This window comes from Pseudomonas sp. R32 (genome assembly GCF_009866705.1).
GTDB classification, from domain to species: Bacteria; Pseudomonadota; Gammaproteobacteria; order Pseudomonadales; family Pseudomonadaceae; genus Aquipseudomonas; species Aquipseudomonas donghuensis.
In genome coordinates this window covers 635,585-657,632 of record NZ_CP019396.1, presented here as the reverse complement: position 1 = coordinate 657,632, position 22,048 = coordinate 635,585, and the positions used below count along the sequence as shown (strand labels likewise).

The window sequence follows — 22,048 nt, the reverse complement described above, 5'->3', positions numbered from 1 at the left end:
TTAGGCGTGCACTATATATCAACCGCGCCGCAACGGTGATACGGCGAACGGATGTGAGACGGCCTTCGCACGATTTACTAGCGCAGCGGCTACAATGCCGGCTTGCCAGGAGCCTCCATGTCCCGTTTGCTGACCGACTGGCGCGACCGCCCGACCCATATCAAGGTCTGGGCGCTGGCCGCGCCGATGATCCTTTCGAATATTTCCGTACCATTGGTGGCCCTGGTCGACAGCGCCGTGATCGGCCACCTGCCCCATGCCCATCAATTGGGTGCGGTGGCGGTGGGCGCCAGCCTGTACACCTTCCTGGCCTGGGTCATGGGCTTTCTGCGCATGGGCTCGACCGGATTCGCCGCCCAGGCGGCGGGCCGTGCCGACGGTGCGGCGTTGCGCCAGGTGTTGCTGCAGGGCCTGTTGCTGGCGCTGTTGTTTGCCCTGCTGCTGGGCGTGCTGGCCCTGCCGTTCAGCCACTTGGCCCTGCAACTGATGCAGCCCACGGCGGCGCTGGAGCAATCGACCCACGACTTCTTCCAGACCCGCCTGCTGGGCCTGCCGGCGGCGCTGGCCAGCTTCGCCCTGGTCGGCTGGTTCCTCGGCACCCAGAACGCCAGGGCGCCGCTGGCCATCCTGCTGACCACCAACCTGTTCAACATCGCCCTCAACCTGTGGTTCGTGCTCGGCCTGGAGTGGGGCGTGATCGGTTCGGCCCGCGCCTCGGTGATTGCCGAGTGGAGCGCCGCCCTGCTCGGCCTGGCCCTGACCCGCCCGGCCCTGCGCGCCTACCCCGGGAAAATCGCCTGGGCGTTGCTGGCGCGCTGGCAAAGCTGGCGGCCGCTGCTCAGCGTCAACCGCGACATCTTCATCCGCAGCCTGGCGCTGCAGGCGGTGTTCTTCCTGATCACCGTACAAGGTGCACGCCTGGGTGAAGCGACGGTGGCGGCCAACGCCCTGCTGCTCAATGGCCTGTTGCTCACCGCCTATGCCCTCGATGGCCTGGCCCATGCGGTCGAGGCGCTGTGCGGGCACGCCATCGGTGCCGGCGATCGCCAGGCATTAAGGCGCTCGCTCACCGTTGCCTGCGGCTGGTCGTTGCTGGCCAGTTCCGGCTTTGCCGTATCGTTTCTGTTGGGCGGGCATCTGTTCATCAACATGCAGACCGACATCGCCAACGTACGCGAAACCGCCTACCAGTACCTGCCGTACCTGGCACTGCTGCCGTTGATTGCGGTGTGGAGCTATCTGCTTGATGGTTTGTTCATCGGCGCCACGCGGGCGCGGGAGATGCGCAACGGCATGCTGCTCAGCGTACTCATCGCCCTGCCGGTCGCCTATGTCGCCCGCGACCTGGGCAACCACGGCTTGTGGTTGGGGTTTCTGCTGTTCATGGCCTTGCGCGGGGTGACGCTGGGGGTGATGGGCTGGCGGTTGCAGCGGCGGGATGGGTGGTTTGTGCGGTAGTTTCTGGGTCTGCTGCGCAGCCCATCGCTGGCAAGGCCAGCTCCCACAAGAGTGCGGCACTGCACCTGTGGGAGCCGGACTTGCCGGCGATGGGGTCGACGCGCAGCCAGCGACTGCACGCGACCCGCACCACTGATCAGCTCGACAGGTAAGACGAGCGGGTCAGCCCCAGACGCAACGCGTCGAGGAACTGGGTCTTCTCACGGGCAGTGATCTTGGCGCTGGCGCACTTGTCGCGGTAGTGGGTCATCAACTCCTCCGGCGACAGGTGCACGTAACGCAGCATGTCTTCGATGGTGTCGTGGGTCTCGATACCGGCGTGGTACACGCTGCCGTTCGGGTTCTGGTAAATGTTCACCGAGTCGGTGTCACCGAACAGGTTGTGCATGTCACCAAGGATTTCCTGGTAGGCACCGACCAGGAAGATACCCAACAGGTAGTCCTCTCCCTCGTTGATCCCGTGCACCGGCAGGCTGGTCTCGATGCTCTGCTCGTCGACGTACTGGTTGATCTTGCCATCCGAGTCGCAGGTCAGGTCCTGCAGCACGGCGCGGCGCAGCGGCTCTTCGTCCAGGCGATGCAGCGGCAGGATCGGCAGGACCTGGCCGATCGCCCAGGTGTCCGGCAGGCTCTGGAATACCGAGAAGTTGCAGATGTACTTGTCGGCCAGCTTGTCGTTGAGCTCGTCCAGCACCTGGCGATGCGAGCGCTGACGGGCCTTGAGCGAGTTGTGCAGGCGCCGGCAAACGGCAAAGTAGCACTGCTCGGCCAGGGCCTTCTCGGCCAGGGTGATCTTGCCGTCGGCGTACTGGGCAGCCACGTCGCTCATGTAGTGGGTGGCGCGCCAGTAGGTCTCGGTGACCATCTCGATATCGGTCGGGCCGAGCAGGTCGACCAGCCACTGTACGGTCTCGGGCAGGTTTTCCTTGTTCTCGATCCGCGGCACTTCGTCGTTGTGTTTCTCGACATCGGTCACCTGCACCACCAGCATGGCGTGGTGCGCGGTCAGCGAGCGGCCGCTTTCCGAGAAGATGTGCGGATGCGGCAGGCCCTGGGCATCGCAGAACTCCTTGAGCATGCCGACCACGACACCGGCGTAGTCATCCATGTCGTAGTTGATCGAGCTGGCGTTGCGCGAGTGGGTGCCGTCGTAGTCCACGCCCAGGCCGCCGCCGACGTCGATGTGATCGACCGGCAGGTTCAGTGCGCGCAGCTCGCCGTAATAACGGATGGCTTCCTTGAAACCATGCTGGTAGTCGGCCAGGTTGGCGATCTGCGAGCCCATGTGGAAATGCAGCAGGCGGATGCCCTGGTCCAGGCCGGCATCGCGAAAGCGCTGCACTACCGAGATCAGTTGCGCGGCCGAGAGGCCGAACTTGGACTTCTCGCCACCGGTATCGGCCCACTTGCTCGAGGCCAGCGACGACAGGCGCACGCGCAGGCCGATCTGCGGCTTGACCTTGAGCTCGGCGGCTTCCTCGATCACCAGGGCCACTTCCGACTCTTTTTCGATGACGATGAAGACGTTGTGGCCAAGTTTCTGCCCCATCAGCGCCAGGCGGATGAACTCGCGGTCCTTGTAACCGTTGCAGACGATGGTGCCGCCTTTCGGCGCCAGCGCCAGCACCGCCAGCAGCTCGGGCTTGGAGCCGGCTTCCAGGCCAATGGACACGTTCTGGGTGGCGATGATGTTCTCGACCACCGCTTCCTGCTGGTTGACCTTGATCGGGTACAGCGCGGTGTACTGGCTCTGGTATTCCAGGCGCGCGATGTTGGCGTCAAAAGCGCCAGTCAGCTGGCGCACGCGGTCCTGGAGGATGTCCGGGAAACGGACCAGCAGCGGCAGCGAAAGGCCACTCTTGCGCAGCTCGTCAACCTGCTCGAACAGGTCGATCGGCGCACTGCCTGGCCCGTTCGGGCGGACTTCGACGCGCCCGGCCTCGTTGATTGCGAAGTAACCGGCCCCCCAATGGCGAATGCCGTAAACACTGCGGCTGTCCGCAACTGTCCATTGGCTGCCATCGTCTTTGCGTGTGCGTCGTACGGACATTGAAGTCCCCTATATAGAAAGTCGAAAAACACCGGCCTGCATGGGGCGGGCGCAGTGTAAAACCTGAAAGTGACGATTATCCGTGTTCAGGGATAGACCCTTCCTACGGGAACGAGTTTAGAAAGCGAACTGCAAAAAATCGCGATGCAGTCTTCAGCCGCCGGACTTTTTCGCTTTGAAGCCCTGTTTGATCAGCTCGGCCAACAACAGCTCGACATGATCGCCCTGGATTTCGATGACCCCGTCTTTCAACGCGCCGCCGGTTCCGCAGCGGCGCTTGAGCGTGCTGGCCAGATCCTTGAGCTGTTCCAGGGGCAGCGGCACGCCGCTGATGGTCGTCACCGTCTTGCCGCCACGGCCCTTGCTTTCGCGGCGCACGCGAGCAATGCCATCGCCTTCGGGGATGAGCGTCTGTTTGCAGATGCAGGCATCTATGGGTTTGCTGCAGTCCGGGCAATGCCGGCCTGCATCAGTGGAGAACACCAGGCCACCCAGGGCGGCGAATGATGCGGCTTTCTTGGCCACTTTTGATCCTCTACGGTGAGGATAAAAACTGGTCGACGCCCCTGGCGGGGTACCGACCGCGAAGCCCCACTCTGGCAGGGGCAGCGCAACTGCCGCATGAAGCGTGCGGCAGCCTTAAAAGGCCGCGCAGTGTAACGATAAATGTCGCGAATGCTAAGTACAAAACTGCGCCATTTTGCATGTGAATCGCGACGTCAGGCTTGACGGTCGATATAGCGTTGCAAAGCAGCCAGCGAATCGGGGCAATATGGCTGCTGCCGACTGTCGGCCAGGGCCTGTTCGACGGGGATGAAACGCGCTTCGCTGACCTCTTCCGGCTGCAGGCGCAAAGGCCCGTCCCAGACCGCCGAAAACACCGCGCACCAGAGCCGGTTGCCAGGCTGGTCAAAGAAAAAGCATTCGTGGGCCGTGAGCTCGACCCCGGCCACCCCGAGCTCTTCTTCAAGCTCGCGGGCCGCCGACTCGGCAAAGCTTTCGTCGGCCTGGACCATGCCACCGGCGGCGACATCCCAGTAACCCGGGTAGATCGCCTTGCTCTCGGTGCGCCGGTGCACGCACAGCTCACCAACGGAGTTGAACAGCAGGATGTAGGTACCGCGCCCGATCAGGCCGCGTTCACGTAGCTCGGCGCGGGGCAAGGCGCCGAGCAACCGGTCGTTTTCGTCGACCCAGGCGATCCGTTCGCGGTCGGAGGCGGCGCGGTGCGCCGCCTCCTGCTTGGAGATCGACACCGGTTCAGCCCTGGGTCAGCAGTTGACGCAGGTCGATCACCGCAGCGTTGGCCCGCGAGATGTAGTTGGCCATCACCAGCGAATGGTTGGCCCACATGCCAAAACCGCTGCCGTTGAGCACCATCGGGCTCCACAGCGGTTCCTGCGAGGCTTCCAGCTCACGGATGATCTGCCGCACGCTGACCGTGGCATTCTTCTTCGCCAGCACGTCGGCGAAGTCGACCTCGATGGCGCGCAGCAGGTGCGACAGCGCCCAGGCCTGGCCGCGGGCTTCGTAGAACACGTTGTCGATCTGCAGCCATGGGGTTTCGACCACTTCCTCGTCAACCTGCGGCACCTGGCCCGGCACCACCGATTCAGTCTTCAGGGTGCTGTTGAGCTTGACCCGGCCAACGCTCGCCGACAGCCGCTGCGACAGCGAGCCCAGGCGGGTGGCGACGTCGCCCAGCCAGTTGTTGAGGTTGTCGGCACGGGTGTAGAACAGCGCGCCCTGCTGGTCCGGCGAGGCCAGGCGGTTCTGGTAGCGGGTCAGGGAGTTGATGCCTTCCTGGAACTCGGATTCGCTCGACGGCAGGATCCAGCTCTTGTTGTCGAAGTTGAAGCGCGGCTCGGCCTTGGCCAGGTCCGCATCTTCGGTGGACTGCGACTGCGAGCGGGCAAAGTCCTTGCGCAGGGCACGGCTCAGGTCACGTACCTGGACCAGCACGCCGTATTCCCAGCTGGGCATGTTGTCCATCCACAGGCCTGGCGGGAAGCGGTCGTTGGAAATGTAGCCGCCGGGCTTGTTGAGCAAGGTGCCGGCCACGGTCTTGAGCGTCTCGATGGTGGTGTAGCCGACGACCATCTGCTTGCCGGTTTTTTCGGCGGCCGCCTGGGCGTTCTGCTGTACCGGGAACAAGTCGGGTTCGGCGCTCCAGTACCAGCCCAGGCCCACGCACACCAGCAGGTACAGGCCGATCAGCGAGCCCAGGGCGCGGCTGAACAGCAACCCGCCGAAATAGCTGCGGGTGGCGGCGGTGCGCGGCTCGACCCGCTCACGCGCCTCGGCTTTGCCTGTACGGTTTTTCCAGTCCAGCATGGCGTTGTCCTTTCAGTCACGTCGGTTCAAGGGGTTCGACCGCAACCCCCGGGCTTCGTGCCAGCGCGATGGCGTTTTGTGCCGCGCGCCACCTGCCGGGGTCGGCAAGTATCGCTGCACTATAAATCAAGCACGGCGGTTCGCATAAGCGACTATTGGGTCAGCAAATGAATAAACGGACTTGTACAGTTTATTGATACAAGGCACTCGATTGCCGGGAAAGTGGTGCTAGCATAGAGCCATCACTCGACCTCAGCCTCACCCTTATAAGTAGTCAGGACATGACCGAGCCAGAAGACCCCAATCGTGAGCGCCTCAAGCAACACTTTGCCCAGCGGGTCATTCATCAGGCCCGGCAAATCCTCGAAATCTGGCAGCGCCTGCAGCGCAGCGAGTGGTCCACTGGCGACCTGGGTGAGCTGTGCGAGGCCAACCTGCGCCTGCAACGCTATGCCGAACGCTTCGAGCAGCCCGAGCACAGCCAGTTGGCCGAAGCCATCGGCCATACCCTGGAGGCGGTCGAGGCCAACAGTGCGCGCCTGAGCAGCCAACTGATCAGCGAACTCAACCGGCTGATGCAGCGTCTGTCGCGCACCGGCCTGCGCCAGGGTGACCAGCTTGAGCAAGTGCCGCTGCCCCCCTTGCGCAAGCCGGTGTACATCATGCTCCAGGACCACGACCGCGCTGAGCGCCTGGCCCAACAGCTGGAATTCTTCGGCTTGGGTGTACAGGCCTTGTACAGCGCAGCCGCATTCCAGGCGACCATGAGCGAACGGCTGCCTTCGGCGATCGTCATGGACGTCGACTTCACCGGCCCCGGTGTCGGTCTGCAACTGGCGGCCCAGGCCCAGCAAGGCCTGGAACAGCGGTTACCGTTGCTGTTTTTCAGCCTGCACGAGACCGACACCCCGACGCGCCTGGCCGCCGTACGCGCCGGCGGTCAGGAATTTCTCACCGGCACCCTGGAAGCCTCGAGCCTGCTGGAGAAAGTCGAGCTGCTGACCAGCGTCACCCAGTACGAACCCTTCAAGGTGCTGATCATCGACGACTCGCGGGCCCAGGCCCTGCACACCGAGCGCCTGCTCAACAGCGCCGGGATCGTCACCCGCACCTTGATCGACCCGATCCAGACCATGGCCGAGCTTGCCGACTTCCAGCCCGACCTGATCATCCTCGACATGTACATGCCGGCCTGCACCGGCACGGAACTGGCCAAGGTGATCCGCCACAACGACCGTTATGTCAGTGTGCCGATCATCTACCTGTCGGCCGAAGACGATCTGGATAAGCAGCTCGACGCCATGAGCGAGGGTGGTGATGATTTTTTAACCAAACCGATCCGCTCGCGACACCTGATCACCACCGTGCGCAACCGCGCCGCCCGCGCGCGCAACCTCAAGGCACGGATGGTGCGCGACAGCCTGACCGGGCTGTACAACCACACCCACATCCTGCAACTGCTGGAAGACTGCAGCTTCCGCGCACGCCGCGAAGAACAGCCGCTGAGCTTCGCCATGCTCGATATCGATCACTTCAAGAAGGTCAACGACAGCCATGGCCACCCCATGGGTGACCGGGTGATCAAGAGCCTGGCGCTGTTCCTCAAGCAGCGCCTGCGCAAGACCGACTTCATCGGCCGTTACGGCGGAGAAGAGTTCGCCATCGTCATGCCCAACACCGACCTGGGTGCCGCTCACAAAGTGCTCGATGAGATTCGCCGGCGCTTCGCCGAGATCCATTACCCCGCCCAACCTCGCGACCTGTCCTGCACCTTCAGCGCCGGCGTTGTACAGTTGAGCGAAGGTCTGGATGCCCTGAGCATGGCCACCGCCGCCGATGAGGCGCTGTACCGCGCCAAAGGCGCCGGACGCAACTGCGTACAACGGGTGGAAGCATAAAGGCAAAGTGCCAGTTTTTTTCGCAAAACCGCCCGTCTCGTCATAACCCGGTCATAAAAACGCAATAACTTCAGGCGCTTACCATTCGGCCGTTGGTAGACCCGGACATGCGCCTGAAGCTGCTTACCAATTTCAATACCCTGTTGCTGGTTACCGTGTGCATCGCCCTGGGCGCGACCCTGTGGTGGTCGCAGCGCGCCCTGGAGCGCCCCTACTTATTAATGGAGCGCTACCTGTCGCTGTCGCAGCAATTCCAGAACCAGGCCGCACGCAACATCCAGGACTACCTGAGCAGCGGCGACGCCCTGCGCCATGCCACGGCGGTGCAAGCCACCGCCGCCCTGCAGGCCGAACTCGAACAATTGCCAGCCGCGCTTGCAGCCCGGCTGCGCCCGAGCCTGGACAACCTGCAGCGCTTCACCGCCAACGAACTGCTCGGTGCCGGCAAGCTGGCCGGCGATCCCCAGGCCCTGCTGCTCCAGGCCGAACGCGAGCTGGGCGCCAGCCTCGAACAACTGGCCAACTATGCCCAGAGCAGTACCCGTAGCGATGCCGGGCGTTATGCACCGGCGCTGTTCAACGCCTCCCTGCACCTGTCACGGCTGTCCCTGGCCCGCGACAAGCTGGTCAGCAGCGGCCGGAGCGAACTGGCAGATGAAGTCGAGCGCGAACTGCAGCAGATCGCCGCTCAGGCCCAGGTACTTGAGCAGTTGCCGCTGCTGGGCGTAACCGCCGCCCGCGAATCCAGCGCCGATGACTTTGCCGCGCTGATGGGCCTGGAAACCCAGGCCAGCACCGAGGCCGAAGACCATGGCGTGGCGCTCAAGCGCGAGCTCAACAGCCTGATCAAGCGCTACCCGGGCGAACTGCAGCGTACCCGCGAACAGATCCAGCAGCGCAGCGCCCTGGCGAACAGTACCTTCGAGCGCATCGCCGCCGTTCAGCAGGCCATCGCCGAGCTCGAACCCGGCGTGCGCAGCCAACATGCCGCCATCCAGGGCGAAGTGCGGGTGATCCAGGGCCTGATGATCGGCCTGATCCTGCTCATCGCCCTGCTCATCGACACCCTGCAGCGGCGCCTGGCACGGGTGCTGACCAACCTGGCGCCGGCGCTGTCGCTCTGGGCCGAGGGTGACTTCGGCCAGGCCATTGCCCTGGGGCGGAGCAACCGCGAGATGCATGACATCCAGGACTCGCTCAATCGCCTGCGCGCCTACTTGGTGGAGCTGGTCGGCACCATTCGCCATAACGCTGAACAAGTCGCCGGCAGCAGCCACGCCCTGGCCGGCATGAGCAGCGCCCTGCACGATGGCGCCGAACGCCAGGCCGGCGATACCGCGCAAATCCGTGATGCCCTGGGGGAACTGGAAGCAACCATCCTGCAGGTGGCCGGCGATGCCAGCCAGGCCGCCGACGCCAGTCATGACGCCGGGCGCGCCGTGGAGCAGGGCCAGGCGGTGATCGGCCAAAGCCTGACCGGGCTGCGAGCACTGGTCGATGAGGTGCAGGGCAACGCACAGATGATCGAACAACTGGCGCAAGAGTCGGCAACCATCGGCAGCGTGCTGACGGTCATCCGCTCGATTGCCGAGCAGACCAACCTGCTGGCCCTCAATGCGGCGATCGAAGCGGCGCGGGCCGGGGAAATGGGCCGTGGTTTTGCCGTGGTCGCCGAAGAGGTGCGCTCACTGGCGCAGCGCACCACCGGTGCCACTGGCGAGATCCAGACCTTGATCGGCCGCTTGCAACAGGCGGCACGCGACTCGGTGCAAGGCATGCGCGCCCAGCTCGAACATGCCCAAATCACCGCCGATCAGGCCCAGGCGGCAGATGGCGCGCTGGATGAAATTGTCGCGGCGATCCAGACCATCTCCGCCACCGCGGTACGGATTGCCGATGTCACGGCCCAGCAAAGTGGCGCGGTGAGCGAGATTCGCGATCACAGCGAACGGATTCATGGCCTCGGGGAGGACAACCTGCAGCGTATTGGCGAGGGCCGTGAGCAGGGTGAGCAATTGCTCCGGCTTGGGGGGGAGTTGAACACGGCGGTGCGGGCGTTTCGGCTCTGATCCAAGACGGTGGCGCCACCATCGCCGGCAAAGCCGGCTCCCACAGTAGATCTGCATCCACCGGCCCTGTGGGAGCTGGCCTTGCCAGCGATGCAGGCGCCGCGTAACTGCACGTAACGGCGCAGTCCGCTATCATGCAGGCACTTTTGTACTGCGAGACCGCCATGCGCCGCCTGCTTTGCCTCCTGTTTCTGCTCCTGGCCTTGCCCGCCGCCGGTGCCGGCCTGCTCGACAATCGCCCCAGCGCCACCCTGGGCGCGGCGTCGCTGAACAACAGCGCCGATTTCCTGCCGGTGCACGAAGCCTTCAAGCTGAGCCTGGTGCAGGATGAAGGGCAAAGCCTGAAGCTGCGCTTCGTCGCCGCCGATGGCTACTACCTGTACCGCCACCGCTTCCAGTTCCGCAGCGAACCTGCCGACATCGCCCTGGGCACGGCACAGATCCCGCCCGGTGAAGCCAAGCACGACGAATTCTTCGGCGACGTCGAGGTCTACCACGGCATCCTCGACATCGAAATCCCCCGCCCGGCCAACGAACAGCGCCCCTTCACCCTGCTGGTCGGCTACCAGGGCTGTGCCGACAAGGGTCTGTGCTACCCGCCGGAAACCGCGCGCCTGAATGTCGATGGCACTGCGAGCAGCGCTTTGCCAGGCGCTGCGGCCGTCGGCAAAGCCGGGTGGGACTGGCAAAGCCTGCTGCTGTTCTTTCTCGCCGGCGTCGGCCTGACCTTCACGCCCTGTGTGCTGCCGATGCTACCGATCCTCTCCGGGGTGGTATTGCGCGGCCAGGCCAGCGGTTGGCGCGGGTTTGCCTTGTCGCTGGCCTACGTGCTGCCGATGGCCGCCTGCTTCGCCCTGCTGGGGGCGCTGATGGGCCTGTTCGGCGCCGGCCTTAACCTGCAGGCGCGCCTGCAGTCGGTCTGGGTGCTGGTGCCGTTTGCGCTGTTCTTCGTGCTGTTCGCCCTGGCCATGTTCGGCCTGTTCGAGCTGAAACTGCCCCATGCCATCAGCAGCCGCCTGGAGCGCCTGGTGGGCCAGACCAAGGGCGGTTCGCTGATCGGCGCGGCGATCCTCGGAGTGTTCTCCAGCCTGCTGGTGTCGCCGTGCGTGTCAGCGCCACTGGCCGGCGCGCTGCTGTACATCAGCGCCAGCGGTGATGCCCTGGGCGGTGCGCTGAAACTGTTCGCCCTGGGCTTGGGCATGGGCGCGCCACTGCTAGTGATCGCGACCGGCGGCGCAGCCTGGCTGCCAAAGAGCGGGCCGTGGCTGGTGACGGTGAAAAACGCAATCGGCGTGCTGTTGCTGGGCCTGGCCATCGGCCTGCTCAGCCGCGTGCTGCCGGGCCAGGTCACGCTGTTGCTGGTCGGCCTGCTGGCCGCTGGCACCGCGGTGTTCCTCGGCGCCCTGGAGTTCACCCTGAAAACCACCCGCCAGCGCCTGGCGCAGTTGTTCGGCCTGGCCCTGCTGTTCTATGCCCTGGCCTGCTGGTACGGCGCCTTGAGCGGCCAGACCGACCCGCTGCGCCCGTTGCCTCAGGCAGGCATTGCCAGCACCGGCGCAAGCGTCCAGGCCAGCAGCGCCAGCGACTGGCAGACCCTCACCACCCCGGCGGCGCTGGACAGCGCCCTGGCCGCCGCCAAGGCTGCCGGCCAGCCGGTGCTGTTGGACTGGTACGCCGACTGGTGCATCAGTTGCAAGGTGATCGAGCATGAAGTGCTCAATGCCCCGGCGGTGCAAGCGCAGCTCAAGGAGTACAAGCTGCTGCGCTTCGATATCAGCGAAAGCAACGCCGAACAGCGCGCCCTGCTCGACCGCTACCAGCTGTTCGGCCCGCCCGCGCTGCTGTTCTTTGCCGCGAACGGCAGCGAAATGAGTGCTGATCGTGTGGTTGGCGAGATAAACGCCGGCGAATTTGCCGAGCATCTGACGCGCATTCGCGCCAATCTGGGTCTATAACTTCCTCTGGCCGCTAAAAAGCCAAAATCAATGACCGAAATTAATAAAGTAGTCACATATTTAGCGTGAATATCGGTCATCGTGCTGGCTATTGCCGGTAACTGGACAGTGCCCGCCGGTTTACGGCATAGTCGCCGCGCAAAGTTTCCTAACGATAAAAAGGAACCACAGATGGCAACGCTACTGGTGCTGCACGGCCCCAACCTGAACCTGCTCGGCACCCGCGAACCGGGCGTCTATGGCGCCGTGACCCTGGCCCAGATCAACCAGGATCTGGAGCAGCGCGCCCGCGCCGCCGGCCATCACCTGCAGTACCTGCAAAGCAATGCCGAGTACGAATTGATCGACCGCATCCATGCTGCGCGCGGTGAAGGCGTGGACTTCATCCTGATCAATCCGGCGGCTTTCACACATACAAGTGTCGCATTACGTGACGCGTTGCTGGCGGTGAGCATCCCATTCATCGAAGTGCATCTGTCCAACGTGCACAAACGCGAACCTTTTCGCCATCACTCCTACTTCTCTGATGTCGCCGTAGGGGTGATTTGCGGCCTGGGTGCCACGGGTTATCGCCTGGCCCTGGAGTCTGCCCTGGAACACCTGGCTGCTAACGCAAAGCCCTGATGACGAGACCCTGGCCTACGGGCCGGGGCTCACAAGAAACGTTTGCTAACACGTTTTTATATTTACGCCCCTGACCGAACCTTGGGAGTTGATGATTAATGGATATCCGTAAAGTCAAGAAACTGATCGAACTGCTGGAAGAGTCTGGCATCGACGAGCTGGAGATCAAGGAAGGCGAGGAATCCGTACGGATCAGCCGCCACAGCAAGACTCCAGCCCAGCAGTACTACGCTCCGGCTCCAGTCGCCGCTCCTGTTGCCGCACCAGCAGCCGCACCTGCCGCCGCCGCGCCAGCCGCCGAAGCCGCCGCACCGAAACTGAACGGCTCCGTTGCCCGTTCGCCAATGGTCGGTACCTTCTACCGCAAAGCCTCGCCTACCTCGCCAGCCTTCGTTGAAGTCGGCCAGACCGTGAAGAAAGGCGACACCCTGTGCATCGTCGAAGCCATGAAGATGATGAACCACATCGAAGCTGAAACCAGCGGTGTGATCGAGTCCATCCTGGTAGAAGACGGTCAGCCGGTTGAGTTCGACCAGCCGCTGTTCACCATCGTTTGAACCGCGGAGAGCCAACGATGTCTGCGAAGCTGGAAAAAGTCCTGATCGCCAACCGCGGGGAAATTGCCCTGCGGATCCTGCGTGCCTGCAAAGAGCTGGGCATCAAGACCGTCGCCGTACACTCCACGGCTGACCGCGAACTGATGCACCTGGGCCTGGCAGACGAGTCGGTCTGCATCGGTCCTGCTTCGGCCAGCCAGTCCTACCTGCACATCCCGGCCATCATCGCCGCGGCCGAAGTGACCGGCGCTACCGCCATTCACCCGGGCTACGGTTTCCTCGCGGAAAACGCCGATTTCGCCGAGCAGGTCGAGAACTCCGGTTTTGCCTTCATCGGCCCGAACGCCGACACCATTCGCCTGATGGGCGACAAGGTTTCGGCCAAGGACGCGATGATCAAGGCTGGTGTTCCAACCGTGCCGGGTTCCGACGGCCCGCTGCCGGAAGACGAAGAAGAAGCCCTGCGCATCGGCCGTGAAGTCGGCTACCCGGTGATCATCAAGGCCGCCGGTGGCGGTGGTGGTCGCGGCATGCGCGTGGTGCACAAGGAAGAGGACCTGATCTCCTCGGCCAAGCTGACCCGTAGCGAAGCGGGCGCCGCCTTCGGCAACCCGATGGTCTACCTCGAGAAGTTCCTGACCAACCCACGTCACGTGGAAGTCCAGGTCCTGTCCGACGGCCAGGGTAACGCCGTGCACCTGGGTGACCGCGACTGCTCGCTGCAGCGCCGCCACCAGAAGGTCCTCGAAGAAGCGCCAGCACCGGGCATCGACGAGAAAGCCCGCCAGGAAGTCTTCGCCCGCTGCGTCAAGGCGTGCGTCGACATCGGCTACCGTGGCGCCGGCACCTTCGAGTTCCTCTACGAGAACGGTCGTTTCTACTTCATCGAAATGAACACCCGTGTTCAGGTGGAGCACCCGGTTTCGGAAATGGTCACCGGTATCGACATCGTCAAGGAGATGCTCAGCATCGCCGCTGGCAACAAGCTGTCGTTCACCCAGGATGACGTGGTGATTCGTGGTCACTCCCTGGAGTGCCGGATCAACGCCGAAGACCCGAAGAAGTTCATCCCGAGCCCAGGCACGGTCAAGCATTTCCACGCCCCGGGCGGCAACGGCGTTCGCGTCGACTCGCACCTGTACAGCGGTTACGCGGTTCCACCGAACTACGACTCGCTGATCGGCAAGCTGATCACCTACGGCAAGGACCGCGACGAAGCCATGGCGCGCATGCGCAATGCCCTGGACGAGATCGTCGTCGACGGCATCAAGACCAACATCCCGCTGCACCGCGACCTGGTGCGTGATGAAGGTTTCTGCAAAGGCGGCGTCAACATTCACTACCTGGAACACAAACTGGCTAACCAGGAGTGATTCGGCAGTGATGTGAAAAAGACCCCGGTCCTGTGACCGGGGTCTTTTTTTGGGGCTGCTGTGGGAGCGGGCTTGACCCGCGATGGCGGTTTTCAGGCAAATCGCATCGCGGGTCAAGCCCGCTCCCACAGAGAATCAGCTTTTGGTCATCCGCGGCATCTCGATCCGGTGCTCATGCACCCGCCGATACAACGTCGCCCGCGAAATCCCTAAGGCCTTGGCGGTTTCCCCCGGCTTCCAGCGGTGACGAATCAGCGCATCGAGCAACTGCTGACGCGCCGGGCTGACACTGGCCTGAACCTGCGCCTGGACCTGCCCGCCACGAATCTCCAGCGGCAAATCATCGAGCTGCAAGGTGCTGCCGGAACAGATCGCACAGGCATAACGCAGGACCTGGCGCAGCTGACGCAAATTGCCCGGCCAGGGGTAATTGAGCAGCGCCTCCAGCGCACCGTCGCTCAAGCCGACATCAACGCCACAGCCCTTGGCTTCTTCGCCCAGCAACTGGTTGATCAGCGCCAGCCGGTCACTGCGCTCACGCAATGGCGGCAGTTCGAAACGGGCATTGGCCAGACGAAAGTACAGGTCTTCGCGAAAACGGCCGGCCGCGACCATTGCCGTCAGGTCGCGGTGCGTGGCGCAGATCACCTGGATATCCACCCGCTGGCGCGCCGAAGCGCCCAACGGCGCCACCTCGCCTTCGGCCAGCACACGCAGCAAGCGGGTCTGCAGGTTCAATGGCATATCGCCAATCTCATCGAGAAACAGCGTACCGCCATCAGCCTGTTGCAGCAGGCCCTGCATGCCCTTGCTGGAGGCGCCGGTAAAGGCTCCGGCGACATAGCCGAACAGCTCGCTCTCGATCAGGTTCTCGGGGATGGCGGCGCAGTTCAGCGCCACGAACGGCTTGCGGCTGCGCTGGCTCATGGCATGCAACTGACGGGCAAACACCTCCTTGCCCGAACCGGTTTCGCCCAACACCAGCACGGCCAGGTTGCAGTCCTTGACCCGGGTCGCAAGGCGCAGGCTGTGCTCGATCCGCTCATCAACCGGCTGGCGGGCAATGGCCGCGCTCCGCCGCCCTGGCTTGCGCCGCGGCGAGCTGATGCGCACATGCAGTTCGCCGCTTTCACCGCGCCAGCGCAGGCGCTGGGCCGATTCATCGGTGGCGGCGCGCAGGGCATCGAGGTCGAACAGCTCGCCGATATGTTCCGGCAGCTGCCCGTAACGTTCCAGCAGCACCTTGCGCGCCAGGCTGTTGAGCGCCTGCAATCGGCCATCGGCATCCCAGGCCAGCAGGTAATCCGGCTGGCTGTCGACATAACCCGGCGTGCTGTGGGCACGCAGCACCCAGTGCGGTTCGGCACTGTGCATGAAAAACGCGTTCTCGATCTCCCGCGCGCTCTGCACCACCATCTGCCGGATCAGGTGCTGGCTGCGCCGATCATCCGGTGATTGCAGCGCCGAGACATCGACCACGCCGAGCAGCTCGCCCCGGGGGTCGAACACCGGCGCCGCCGAGCAGGTCAGGCCGATGAAGGCGGCACGAAAATGATCGCGCTTGTGCACCGTCGCCGGTGCCTTGCTGGTCAGCACCGCCGCCACTCCGCAAGTGCCCTCCTCGCCCTCCGACCAGCAGGTGCCCAGGTACAGCCCGGCCTTGCGACAGTCGTTGCGTATGGTCGGCTCGACCCGGTAATCGATGGTCCGCCCCTGGGCATCGGTCAGCAGCACGCAATAGTCGGCATCGCGCACCCGTCCGTGCAGGCGCGCCACCGCATCGCCAGCAATGCGCAGGAACAGCTCGGAACGCTCGCGGCATTCGTCGAGCAGGCTTTGCGAGAGGATGCGCGGCCCCTGCTGGGACGCAGGGTCGAGCCGGTGCTGCTCCATCGAGCGACGCCAGGAGTCGAGGATCAGCGGCGGCACCGGCACCTGAGGCAGGCGTTCGGCGTTCTTCAGCACGCGGCTGACACAGTCGACGTGGGCTTTGGAGTTCGCGGCAAGCATGGGGCCTCCGGTTCTCGTGTTCTTGTCGTTATGGGCCTCATTAAGCGCCGAATGCCAAGGGTGAACAAGCACTCTGTGGATTCCCGGCCGGCTGAGACGCTGCGTCTCAGCGTCTCGCCCATAGCCAGCAGCGCTGACACCGAGCGTCTTGCCCCTGCCCGGGCCAACACCGCACAAACCGCTCTAGAGTGGACATCCGCATAACTTGGCACCGGCCTTGCTCCTGCCCCTGGCAAACAAGAACCAGAGGTGTGCCATGCGCCAACCCGCCCTGACCGTGGGGATCATCGCCAATCCGGCCAGCGGCCGCGACTTGCGCCGACTGACTGCCAATGCCGGGCTCTACTCCAGCACCGACAAGGCCTCGGCGGTGCAGCGCCTGCTCGCCGCGTTTGCCGCCACCGGTATCGAACAGGTGCTGCTGCCGCCTGACATGACCGGCATCGCCGCCGCCGTGCTCAGGGCCAGCCTCGGCCCGCATGCCGAGCAACAGCGCTGGCCGCAACTGACCATCCTCGACATGCCGCTGCGCCAAACCGTTGAAGACACCCGCCACGCCGCGCGCCTGATGGCCGCCCAGGGTGTGGCCCTGATCGCCGTGCTCGGCGGCGACGGCACGCACAAGGCGGTCGCCGCCGAAGTCGGCGACATCCCGCTGCTGACCCTGTCCACCGGCACCAACAACGCCTTCCCGGAACTGCGCGAAGCCACCAGCGCCGGCCTGGCGGGCGGTCTGTTCGCCAGCGGCCGCGTCCCGGCGCCAATTGGCCTGCGCCACAACAAGCGCCTAGTGGTGCGAGTGCCGGAACAACAGCTCTGCGAATGGGCCCTGGTGGATGTCGCGGTGTCGCCGCAACGCTTCATCGGCGCCCGCGCCATCAGCCGCGGCGAGGACCTCGCGGAAGTCTTCACCACCTTGGCCGAACCTCACGCCATTGGCCTCTCGGCACTGTGCGGGCTGTGGTGCCCGGTGTCGCGTACAGCACCCGAAGGCGCCTGGATTCGCCTGCATCCACAGGCTGAGCAAGCCTTGCTGGCACCGCTCGCCCCCGGCCTGTTGCAAGGCTGCGGGGTGACCGCCTCAGGGCTATTGATACCTGGCGTTGCCTACTCCCTGAGCCTGTCCAGCGGCACCTTGGCGCTGGACGGCGAGCGCGAAATCGAGTTCAGCGAACGCGACCAGCCAAGCATCTGCCTCGACGCTTTCGGCCCCTTGAGCATCGACGTCGAGGCGGTGCTGGCCTATGCCGCGCACCATCGCCTGCTGGCGGTCGGCCGCGAACACCCGCAACACCCTGCGAACCAACCGTGTTGAGACAACCCCGGAGAACAACAAGATGTCCACTCACCTGTCTACCGAGCAATTGCTGCATGCCTATGAAGTCATGCGCACCATTCGCGCCTTCGAAGAGCGCCTGCACGTGGAGTTCGCCACCGGCGAGATCCCCGGTTTCGTTCACCTGTATGCCGGCGAAGAGGCCTCGGCCGCTGGCGTCATGGCCCACCTGCGCGACAGCGACTGCATCGCCTCCAACCACCGCGGCCACGGCCACTGCATCGCCAAGGGCGTCGACGTGTACGGGATGATGGCCGAGATCTACGGCAAGAAGACCGGTGTGTGTGGCGGCAAGGGCGGTTCGATGCACATCGCCGACCTGGAGAAAGGCATGCTCGGCGCCAACGGCATCGTCGGTGCCGGTGCGCCATTGGTGGCCGGGGCGGCGCTGGCAGCGAAAATCAAGGGCACCGATGACGTCGCCGTGGTGTTCTTCGGCGACGGTGGCTCCAACGAGGGCGCGGTGTTCGAGGCGATGAACCTGGCCTCGATCATGAACCTGCCGTGCATCTTCGTTGCCGAGAACAACGGTTATGCCGAGGCCACCGCGTCGAACTGGTCGGTGGCCTGCGATCACATCGCCGACCGCGCCGCTGGCTTCGGCATGCCCGGGGTGACCATCGACGGCTACGACTTCTTCGCCGTGCACGAAGGGGCAGGCGCGGCCATCGAACGTGCGCGCTCGGGTCAGGGCCCGTCGCTGATCGAGGTCAAGCTGACCCGCTACTACGGCCACTTCGAAGGTGACGCGCAAACCTACCGCGCACCGGATGAAGTGAAGAACCTGCGCGAAACCCGCGACTGCCTGATGCAGTTCCGCCAGCGCAGCACCCGCGCCGGCCTGCTCAGCGCCGAACAACTGGACCAGATCGATGCTCGGGTCGAGGACCTGATCGAAGACTCGGTGCGCCGGGCCAAGTCCGACCCGAAACCCGACCCTGCCGCCCTGCTCAGCGATGTGTACGTGTCATACCCCTGAGCCTGCCTGACAACAAGAACAAGTGGAGAAGTATCATGGCGAGAAAAATCAGCTACCAGCAAGCCATCAACGAAGCCCTGGCCCAGGAAATGCGCCGCGACAGCAGCGTTTTCATCATCGGTGAAGACGTCGCCGGCGGCGCCGGGGCGCCTGGTGAAGAGGACGCCTGGGGCGGCGTACTCGGCGTGACCAAAGGCCTGTACAAGCAGTTTCCCGGCCGCGTGCTCGACGCGCCGTTGTCCGAGATCGGTTATGTCGGCGCGGCGGTCGGCGCCGCCACCCAGGGCCTGCGCCCGGTGTGCGAACTGATGTTCGTCGACTTCGCCGGCTGCTGCCTGGACCAGATCCTCAACCAGGCGGCGAAATTCCGCTACATGTTCGGCGGCAAGGCGGTCACCCCGCTGGTGATGCGCACCATGGTCGGTGCCGGCCTGCGCGCCGCCGCACAGCATTCGCAGATGCTCACCTCGCTGTGGACACACATTCCCGGCCTGAAAGTGGTCTGCCCGTCCTCGCCATACGACGCCAAGGGCCTGCTGATCCAGGCGATTCGCGACAACGACCCGGTGATTTTCTGCGAGCACAAGCTGCTCTACAGCATGCAGGGCGAGGTGCCGGAAGAGCTCTACACCGTGCCGTTCGGCGAAGCCAATTACCTGCGCGACGGCGACGACATCACCCTGGTGACCTACGGGCGCATGGTTCACCTGGCCATGGAGGCTGCCGCCAACCTGGCGCGCCAGGGCATCGACTGCGAGGTCCTCGACCTGCGCACCACCAGCCCGCTGGATGAAGACAGCATCCTTGAGAGCGTGGAAAAAACCGGGCGCCTGGTGGTAATCGACGAAGCCAACCCGCGTTGCTCGATGGCTACCGACATCAGCGCCCTGGTGGCGCAAAAAGCCTTCGCCGCCCTCAAGGGGCCGATCGAAATGGTCACCGCCCCGCACACCCCGGTGCCGTTCTCCGACGCCCTGGAAGACCTGTACATCCCCACCGCGGCGAAGATCGAAGCCGCGGTGCACAAGGTGATTGGCGCGAGGAGTGCCGCATGAGCCAGATCCATACCCTGACCATGCCCAAGTGGGGCCTGTCGATGACCGAAGGGCGCATCGACACTTGGCTCAAGCGGGAAGGCGAGCAGATCAACAAGGGCGACGAGGTGCTGGATGTCGAGACCGACAAGATCTCCAGCAGCGTCGAGGCGCCGTTCAGCGGCGTGCTGCGCCGCCTGATCGCCCAGCCGGATGAAACCTTGCCGGTGGGCGCCCTGTTGGCGGTGGTGGTCGAAGGCGAAGCGGACGAAGCCGAGATCGACGCGGTGGTGCAGCGCTTCCAGGCCGAATTCGTCCCCGGCGGCGACGGTGAACAGGACAGCGGCCCGGCGCCGCAGAAAATCGACCTGGGCGGGCGCACCCTGCGCTACTTCGACCTCGGCGAGGGCGGCACGCCACTGCTGCTGGTGCACGGCTTTGGCGGCGACCTGAACAACTGGCTGTTCAACCATCAGGCCCTGGCCGCCGAGCGCCGGGTCATCGCCCTCGACCTGCCCGGGCATGGCGAGTCGGGCAAAACCCTGCAACGGGGCGACCTCGATGAACTGAGCCAGACAGTGATCGCCTTGCTCGACCACCTGGATATCCAGCACGCGCACCTGGCCGGGCATTCCATGGGCGGGGCGGTGTCGCTCAACCTGGCACGCCTGGCGCCGCAACGGGTGCGCACCTTGACCCTGATCGCCAGCGCCGGCCTCGGTCGCGAAATCAATGGCGACTACCTGCAAGGTTTCGTCGACGCCAGCAACCGCAACGCACTCAAGCCGCAACTGACGCAGCTGTTTTCCGACCCTGGCCTGGTGACCCGGCAGATGCTCGAAGACATGCTCAAGTTCAAGCGCCTGGAGGGTGTCGACTCGGCGTTGCGCCAACTTGCCGCGGCCCTGGCTGACGGCGGTGTGCAGCGCCACGACCTGCGCGCGGTGGTTGCCCAGCAGCCCAGCCTGGTGATCTGGGGCGCTGCCGACGCAATCATCCCCGCCAGCCATGCCGAGGGCCTGCCGGCCGAGGTCGAGATCCTGCCGGGCCAGGGCCATATGGTGCAGATGGAGGCCGCCGAGCGAATCAACCAGCGGCTGGCGGCCTTCCTCGCCAGCCATTGAACCAACCCGCGCCGCCGTCACCACGGCGGCGCTTTCGTGTACGCCAGGGAGATAACAACAATGAATGATCTTTCCAAACCCGCCGCCAGCATGCGCGCAGCGGTCTGGCACGGCCGCCAGGACATTCGCGTCGAAGATGTGCCCTTGCCCGCCGACCCGCCGCCGGGCTGGGTGCAGATCAAGGTCGACTGGTGCGGCATTTGCGGCTCCGACCTGCACGAGTATGTCGCCGGCCCCGTGTTCATTCCGGTGGAGGCGCCGCATCCGCTGACCGGCATTCAGGGCCAGTGCATTCTTGGCCATGAGTTTTGCGGCGAAATCCTCAAGCTCGGTGACGGCGTGCAGGGCTATGGCATAGGTGACCCGGTGGCTGCCGATGCCTGCCAGCACTGCGGTACCTGCTACTACTGCACCCATGGCCTGTACAACATCTGCGAACGCCTGGCCTTTACCGGCCTGATGAACAACGGCGCCTTCGCCGAGCGGGTCAACGTACCGGCCAACCTGCTGTATCGCTTGCCCGAAGGCTTCCCGCGCGAAGCCGGGGCGCTGATCGAGCCACTGGCGGTCGGTATGCATGCGGTGAAGAAGGCCGGCAACCTGCTCGGCCAGAACGTCGTGGTGGTCGGTGCCGGGACCATCGGCCTGTGCACCATCATGTGCGCCAAGGCAGCCGGAGCCGCCCAGGTAATAGCCTTGGAAATGTCCACTGCGCGCAAGGCCAAGGCCCTGGAGGTCGGCGCCACGGCAGTGCTCGACCCCAAGCAATGCGACGTGCTGGCAGAGATTCGCGCCCTGACTGCGGGCCTCGGTGCCGATGTCAGCTTTGAATGCATCGGCAACAAACACACCGCCAAGCTGGCCATCGATATCATCCGCAAGGCCGGCAAATGCGTGCTGGTGGGCATTTTCGAGGAGCCCAGCGCGTTCAACTTCTTCGAACTGGTGTCCACCGAAAAGCAGGTGCTCGGCGCCCTGGCCTACAACGGCGAGTTTGCCGACGTCATCGCCTTCATTGCCGATGGGCGGCTGGATATCAGCCCGCTGGTCACCGGCCGTATCGGCCTTGAGGCGATTGTCGGCCAGGGCTTCGAGGAACTGGTGAACAACAAGGAGGAGAATGTGAAGATCATCGTCTCGCCGGCCAGGCTCTAGGGACTACAGGGATCCCACAAACCCTTCGCACTCAAGTAAACTGGCGGGCTTCTCGCAGCCTCGGGCTGCCCCTGTAGATTTTTCCAAAGGTG

General features: G+C 64.4%; 17 protein-coding genes. 12 read left to right on the top strand and 5 right to left on the bottom strand.

The genetic code is table 11. The features are described 5' to 3' along the window. The first annotated feature begins 117 nt into the window (after positions 1-117). The gene (locus tag PspR32_RS02895; RefSeq protein ID WP_159388066.1) at positions 118-1,458 is read left to right on the top strand and encodes an MATE family efflux transporter; all 1,341 of its coding nucleotides are present in this window, start codon (positions 118-120) and stop codon (positions 1,456-1,458) included. 136 nt (positions 1,459-1,594) lie between these two features. On the opposite strand, the gene speA is transcribed toward PspR32_RS02895, so the two are convergent. The 4 genes from speA to PspR32_RS02875 form a co-directional block, all read right to left on the bottom strand. Then, on the bottom strand, positions 1,595-3,508 hold the full coding sequence (gene speA, locus PspR32_RS02890) for an arginine decarboxylase (RefSeq protein ID WP_100782922.1): 1,914 nt from the start codon (positions 3,506-3,508) through the stop codon (positions 1,595-1,597). 153 nt (positions 3,509-3,661) lie between these two features. Continuing rightward, a complete protein-coding gene (locus tag PspR32_RS02885) occupies positions 3,662-4,033 on the bottom strand; it encodes a translation initiation factor Sui1 (protein ID WP_010221702.1) in 372 nt (123 codons plus the stop codon). Positions 4,034-4,227: 194 nt separating this feature from the next. Beyond that, positions 4,228-4,764, bottom strand: coding sequence for an NUDIX hydrolase (locus PspR32_RS02880; RefSeq protein WP_010221700.1), 537 nt, complete (start codon positions 4,762-4,764; stop codon positions 4,228-4,230). A 4-nt stretch (positions 4,765-4,768) separates the two neighbouring features. Further along, on the bottom strand, positions 4,769-5,842 hold the full coding sequence (locus PspR32_RS02875) for a DUF2333 family protein (protein WP_010221699.1): 1,074 nt from the start codon (positions 5,840-5,842) through the stop codon (positions 4,769-4,771). A 281-nt stretch (positions 5,843-6,123) separates the two neighbouring features. Between PspR32_RS02875 and PspR32_RS02870 the strand changes: the two genes are divergently transcribed. The 6 genes from PspR32_RS02870 to accC all read left to right on the top strand — a co-directional run bounded on the left by PspR32_RS02870 (position 6,124) and on the right by accC (position 14,318). Next, on the top strand, positions 6,124-7,740 hold the full coding sequence (locus tag PspR32_RS02870; RefSeq protein WP_010221698.1) for a response regulator: 1,617 nt from the start codon (positions 6,124-6,126) through the stop codon (positions 7,738-7,740). Positions 7,741-7,847: 107 nt separating this feature from the next. Next, entirely contained in the window at positions 7,848-9,809 is a 1,962-nt protein-coding gene (locus PspR32_RS02865) for a methyl-accepting chemotaxis protein (protein ID WP_159388065.1), read from the top strand. Between the two features lie 164 nt (positions 9,810-9,973). Beyond that, positions 9,974-11,764 carry a protein-disulfide reductase DsbD gene (locus PspR32_RS02860; protein ID WP_159388064.1) on the top strand — a complete coding sequence of 597 codons (1,791 nt, stop codon included), beginning with the start codon at positions 9,974-9,976 and terminating at the stop codon, positions 11,762-11,764. 171 nt (positions 11,765-11,935) lie between these two features. Continuing rightward, the gene (gene aroQ, locus PspR32_RS02855; RefSeq protein ID WP_010221695.1) at positions 11,936-12,388 is read left to right on the top strand and encodes a type II 3-dehydroquinate dehydratase; all 453 of its coding nucleotides are present in this window, start codon (positions 11,936-11,938) and stop codon (positions 12,386-12,388) included. Positions 12,389-12,486: 98 nt separating this feature from the next. Then, positions 12,487-12,945, top strand: a complete 459-nt coding sequence (accB, locus tag PspR32_RS02850) for an acetyl-CoA carboxylase biotin carboxyl carrier protein (RefSeq protein WP_036995559.1) — start codon at positions 12,487-12,489, stop codon at positions 12,943-12,945. 17 nt (positions 12,946-12,962) lie between these two features. Then, the gene (accC, locus tag PspR32_RS02845) at positions 12,963-14,318 is read left to right on the top strand and encodes an acetyl-CoA carboxylase biotin carboxylase subunit (protein ID WP_010221693.1); all 1,356 of its coding nucleotides are present in this window, start codon (positions 12,963-12,965) and stop codon (positions 14,316-14,318) included. 135 nt (positions 14,319-14,453) lie between these two features. On the opposite strand, the gene PspR32_RS02840 is transcribed toward accC, so the two are convergent. Further along, positions 14,454-16,328 (bottom strand): sigma-54-dependent Fis family transcriptional regulator, encoded by a 1,875-nt coding sequence (locus PspR32_RS02840; protein WP_159388063.1) that lies wholly within the window; start codon positions 16,326-16,328, stop codon positions 14,454-14,456. A 256-nt stretch (positions 16,329-16,584) separates the two neighbouring features. On the opposite strand from PspR32_RS02840, the gene PspR32_RS02835 reads away from it, so the two are divergent. The 5 genes from PspR32_RS02835 to PspR32_RS02815 all read left to right on the top strand — a co-directional run bounded on the left by PspR32_RS02835 (position 16,585) and on the right by PspR32_RS02815 (position 21,956). After that, entirely contained in the window at positions 16,585-17,643 is a 1,059-nt protein-coding gene (locus PspR32_RS02835) for an ATP-NAD kinase family protein (RefSeq protein WP_159388062.1), read from the top strand. A 22-nt stretch (positions 17,644-17,665) separates the two neighbouring features. Further along, positions 17,666-18,643 carry a thiamine pyrophosphate-dependent dehydrogenase E1 component subunit alpha gene (locus tag PspR32_RS02830; RefSeq protein ID WP_159388061.1) on the top strand — a complete coding sequence of 326 codons (978 nt, stop codon included), beginning with the start codon at positions 17,666-17,668 and terminating at the stop codon, positions 18,641-18,643. 35 nt (positions 18,644-18,678) lie between these two features. Further along, positions 18,679-19,698 carry an alpha-ketoacid dehydrogenase subunit beta gene (locus PspR32_RS02825; protein ID WP_010221688.1) on the top strand — a complete coding sequence of 340 codons (1,020 nt, stop codon included), beginning with the start codon at positions 18,679-18,681 and terminating at the stop codon, positions 19,696-19,698. Then, on the top strand, positions 19,695-20,801 hold the full coding sequence (locus tag PspR32_RS02820) for an acetoin dehydrogenase dihydrolipoyllysine-residue acetyltransferase subunit (protein WP_010221687.1): 1,107 nt from the start codon (positions 19,695-19,697) through the stop codon (positions 20,799-20,801). The genes PspR32_RS02825 and PspR32_RS02820 overlap by 4 nt, the downstream gene beginning before the upstream one ends. Positions 20,802-20,891: 90 nt before the next feature. Further along, the gene (locus PspR32_RS02815) at positions 20,892-21,956 is read left to right on the top strand and encodes a 2,3-butanediol dehydrogenase (protein WP_232531862.1); all 1,065 of its coding nucleotides are present in this window, start codon (positions 20,892-20,894) and stop codon (positions 21,954-21,956) included. Positions 21,957-22,048 lie beyond the last annotated feature (92 nt).

Coding starts and splice junctions, on each gene's coding strand:
- PspR32_RS02865 (WP_159388065.1), top strand. CDS start 7,848: ATGCGCCTGAAGCTGCTTACCAATTTCAATACCCTGTTGCTGGTTACC.
- PspR32_RS02895 (WP_159388066.1), top strand. CDS start 118: ATGTCCCGTTTGCTGACCGACTGGCGCGACCGCCCGACCCATATCAAG.
- PspR32_RS02860 (WP_159388064.1), top strand. CDS start 9,974: ATGCGCCGCCTGCTTTGCCTCCTGTTTCTGCTCCTGGCCTTGCCCGCC.
- PspR32_RS02820 (WP_010221687.1), top strand. CDS start 19,695: ATGAGCCAGATCCATACCCTGACCATGCCCAAGTGGGGCCTGTCGATG.
- PspR32_RS02825 (WP_010221688.1), top strand. CDS start 18,679: ATGGCGAGAAAAATCAGCTACCAGCAAGCCATCAACGAAGCCCTGGCC.
- aroQ (WP_010221695.1), top strand. CDS start 11,936: ATGGCAACGCTACTGGTGCTGCACGGCCCCAACCTGAACCTGCTCGGC.
- PspR32_RS02840 (WP_159388063.1), bottom strand. CDS start 16,328: ATGCTTGCCGCGAACTCCAAAGCCCACGTCGACTGTGTCAGCCGCGTG.
- PspR32_RS02815 (WP_232531862.1), top strand. CDS start 20,892: ATGCGCGCAGCGGTCTGGCACGGCCGCCAGGACATTCGCGTCGAAGAT.
- speA (WP_100782922.1), bottom strand. CDS start 3,508: ATGTCCGTACGACGCACACGCAAAGACGATGGCAGCCAATGGACAGTT.
- accC (WP_010221693.1), top strand. CDS start 12,963: ATGTCTGCGAAGCTGGAAAAAGTCCTGATCGCCAACCGCGGGGAAATT.
- PspR32_RS02875 (WP_010221699.1), bottom strand. CDS start 5,842: ATGCTGGACTGGAAAAACCGTACAGGCAAAGCCGAGGCGCGTGAGCGG.
- PspR32_RS02835 (WP_159388062.1), top strand. CDS start 16,585: ATGCGCCAACCCGCCCTGACCGTGGGGATCATCGCCAATCCGGCCAGC.
- PspR32_RS02830 (WP_159388061.1), top strand. CDS start 17,666: ATGTCCACTCACCTGTCTACCGAGCAATTGCTGCATGCCTATGAAGTC.
- PspR32_RS02870 (WP_010221698.1), top strand. CDS start 6,124: ATGACCGAGCCAGAAGACCCCAATCGTGAGCGCCTCAAGCAACACTTT.
- accB (WP_036995559.1), top strand. CDS start 12,487: ATGGATATCCGTAAAGTCAAGAAACTGATCGAACTGCTGGAAGAGTCT.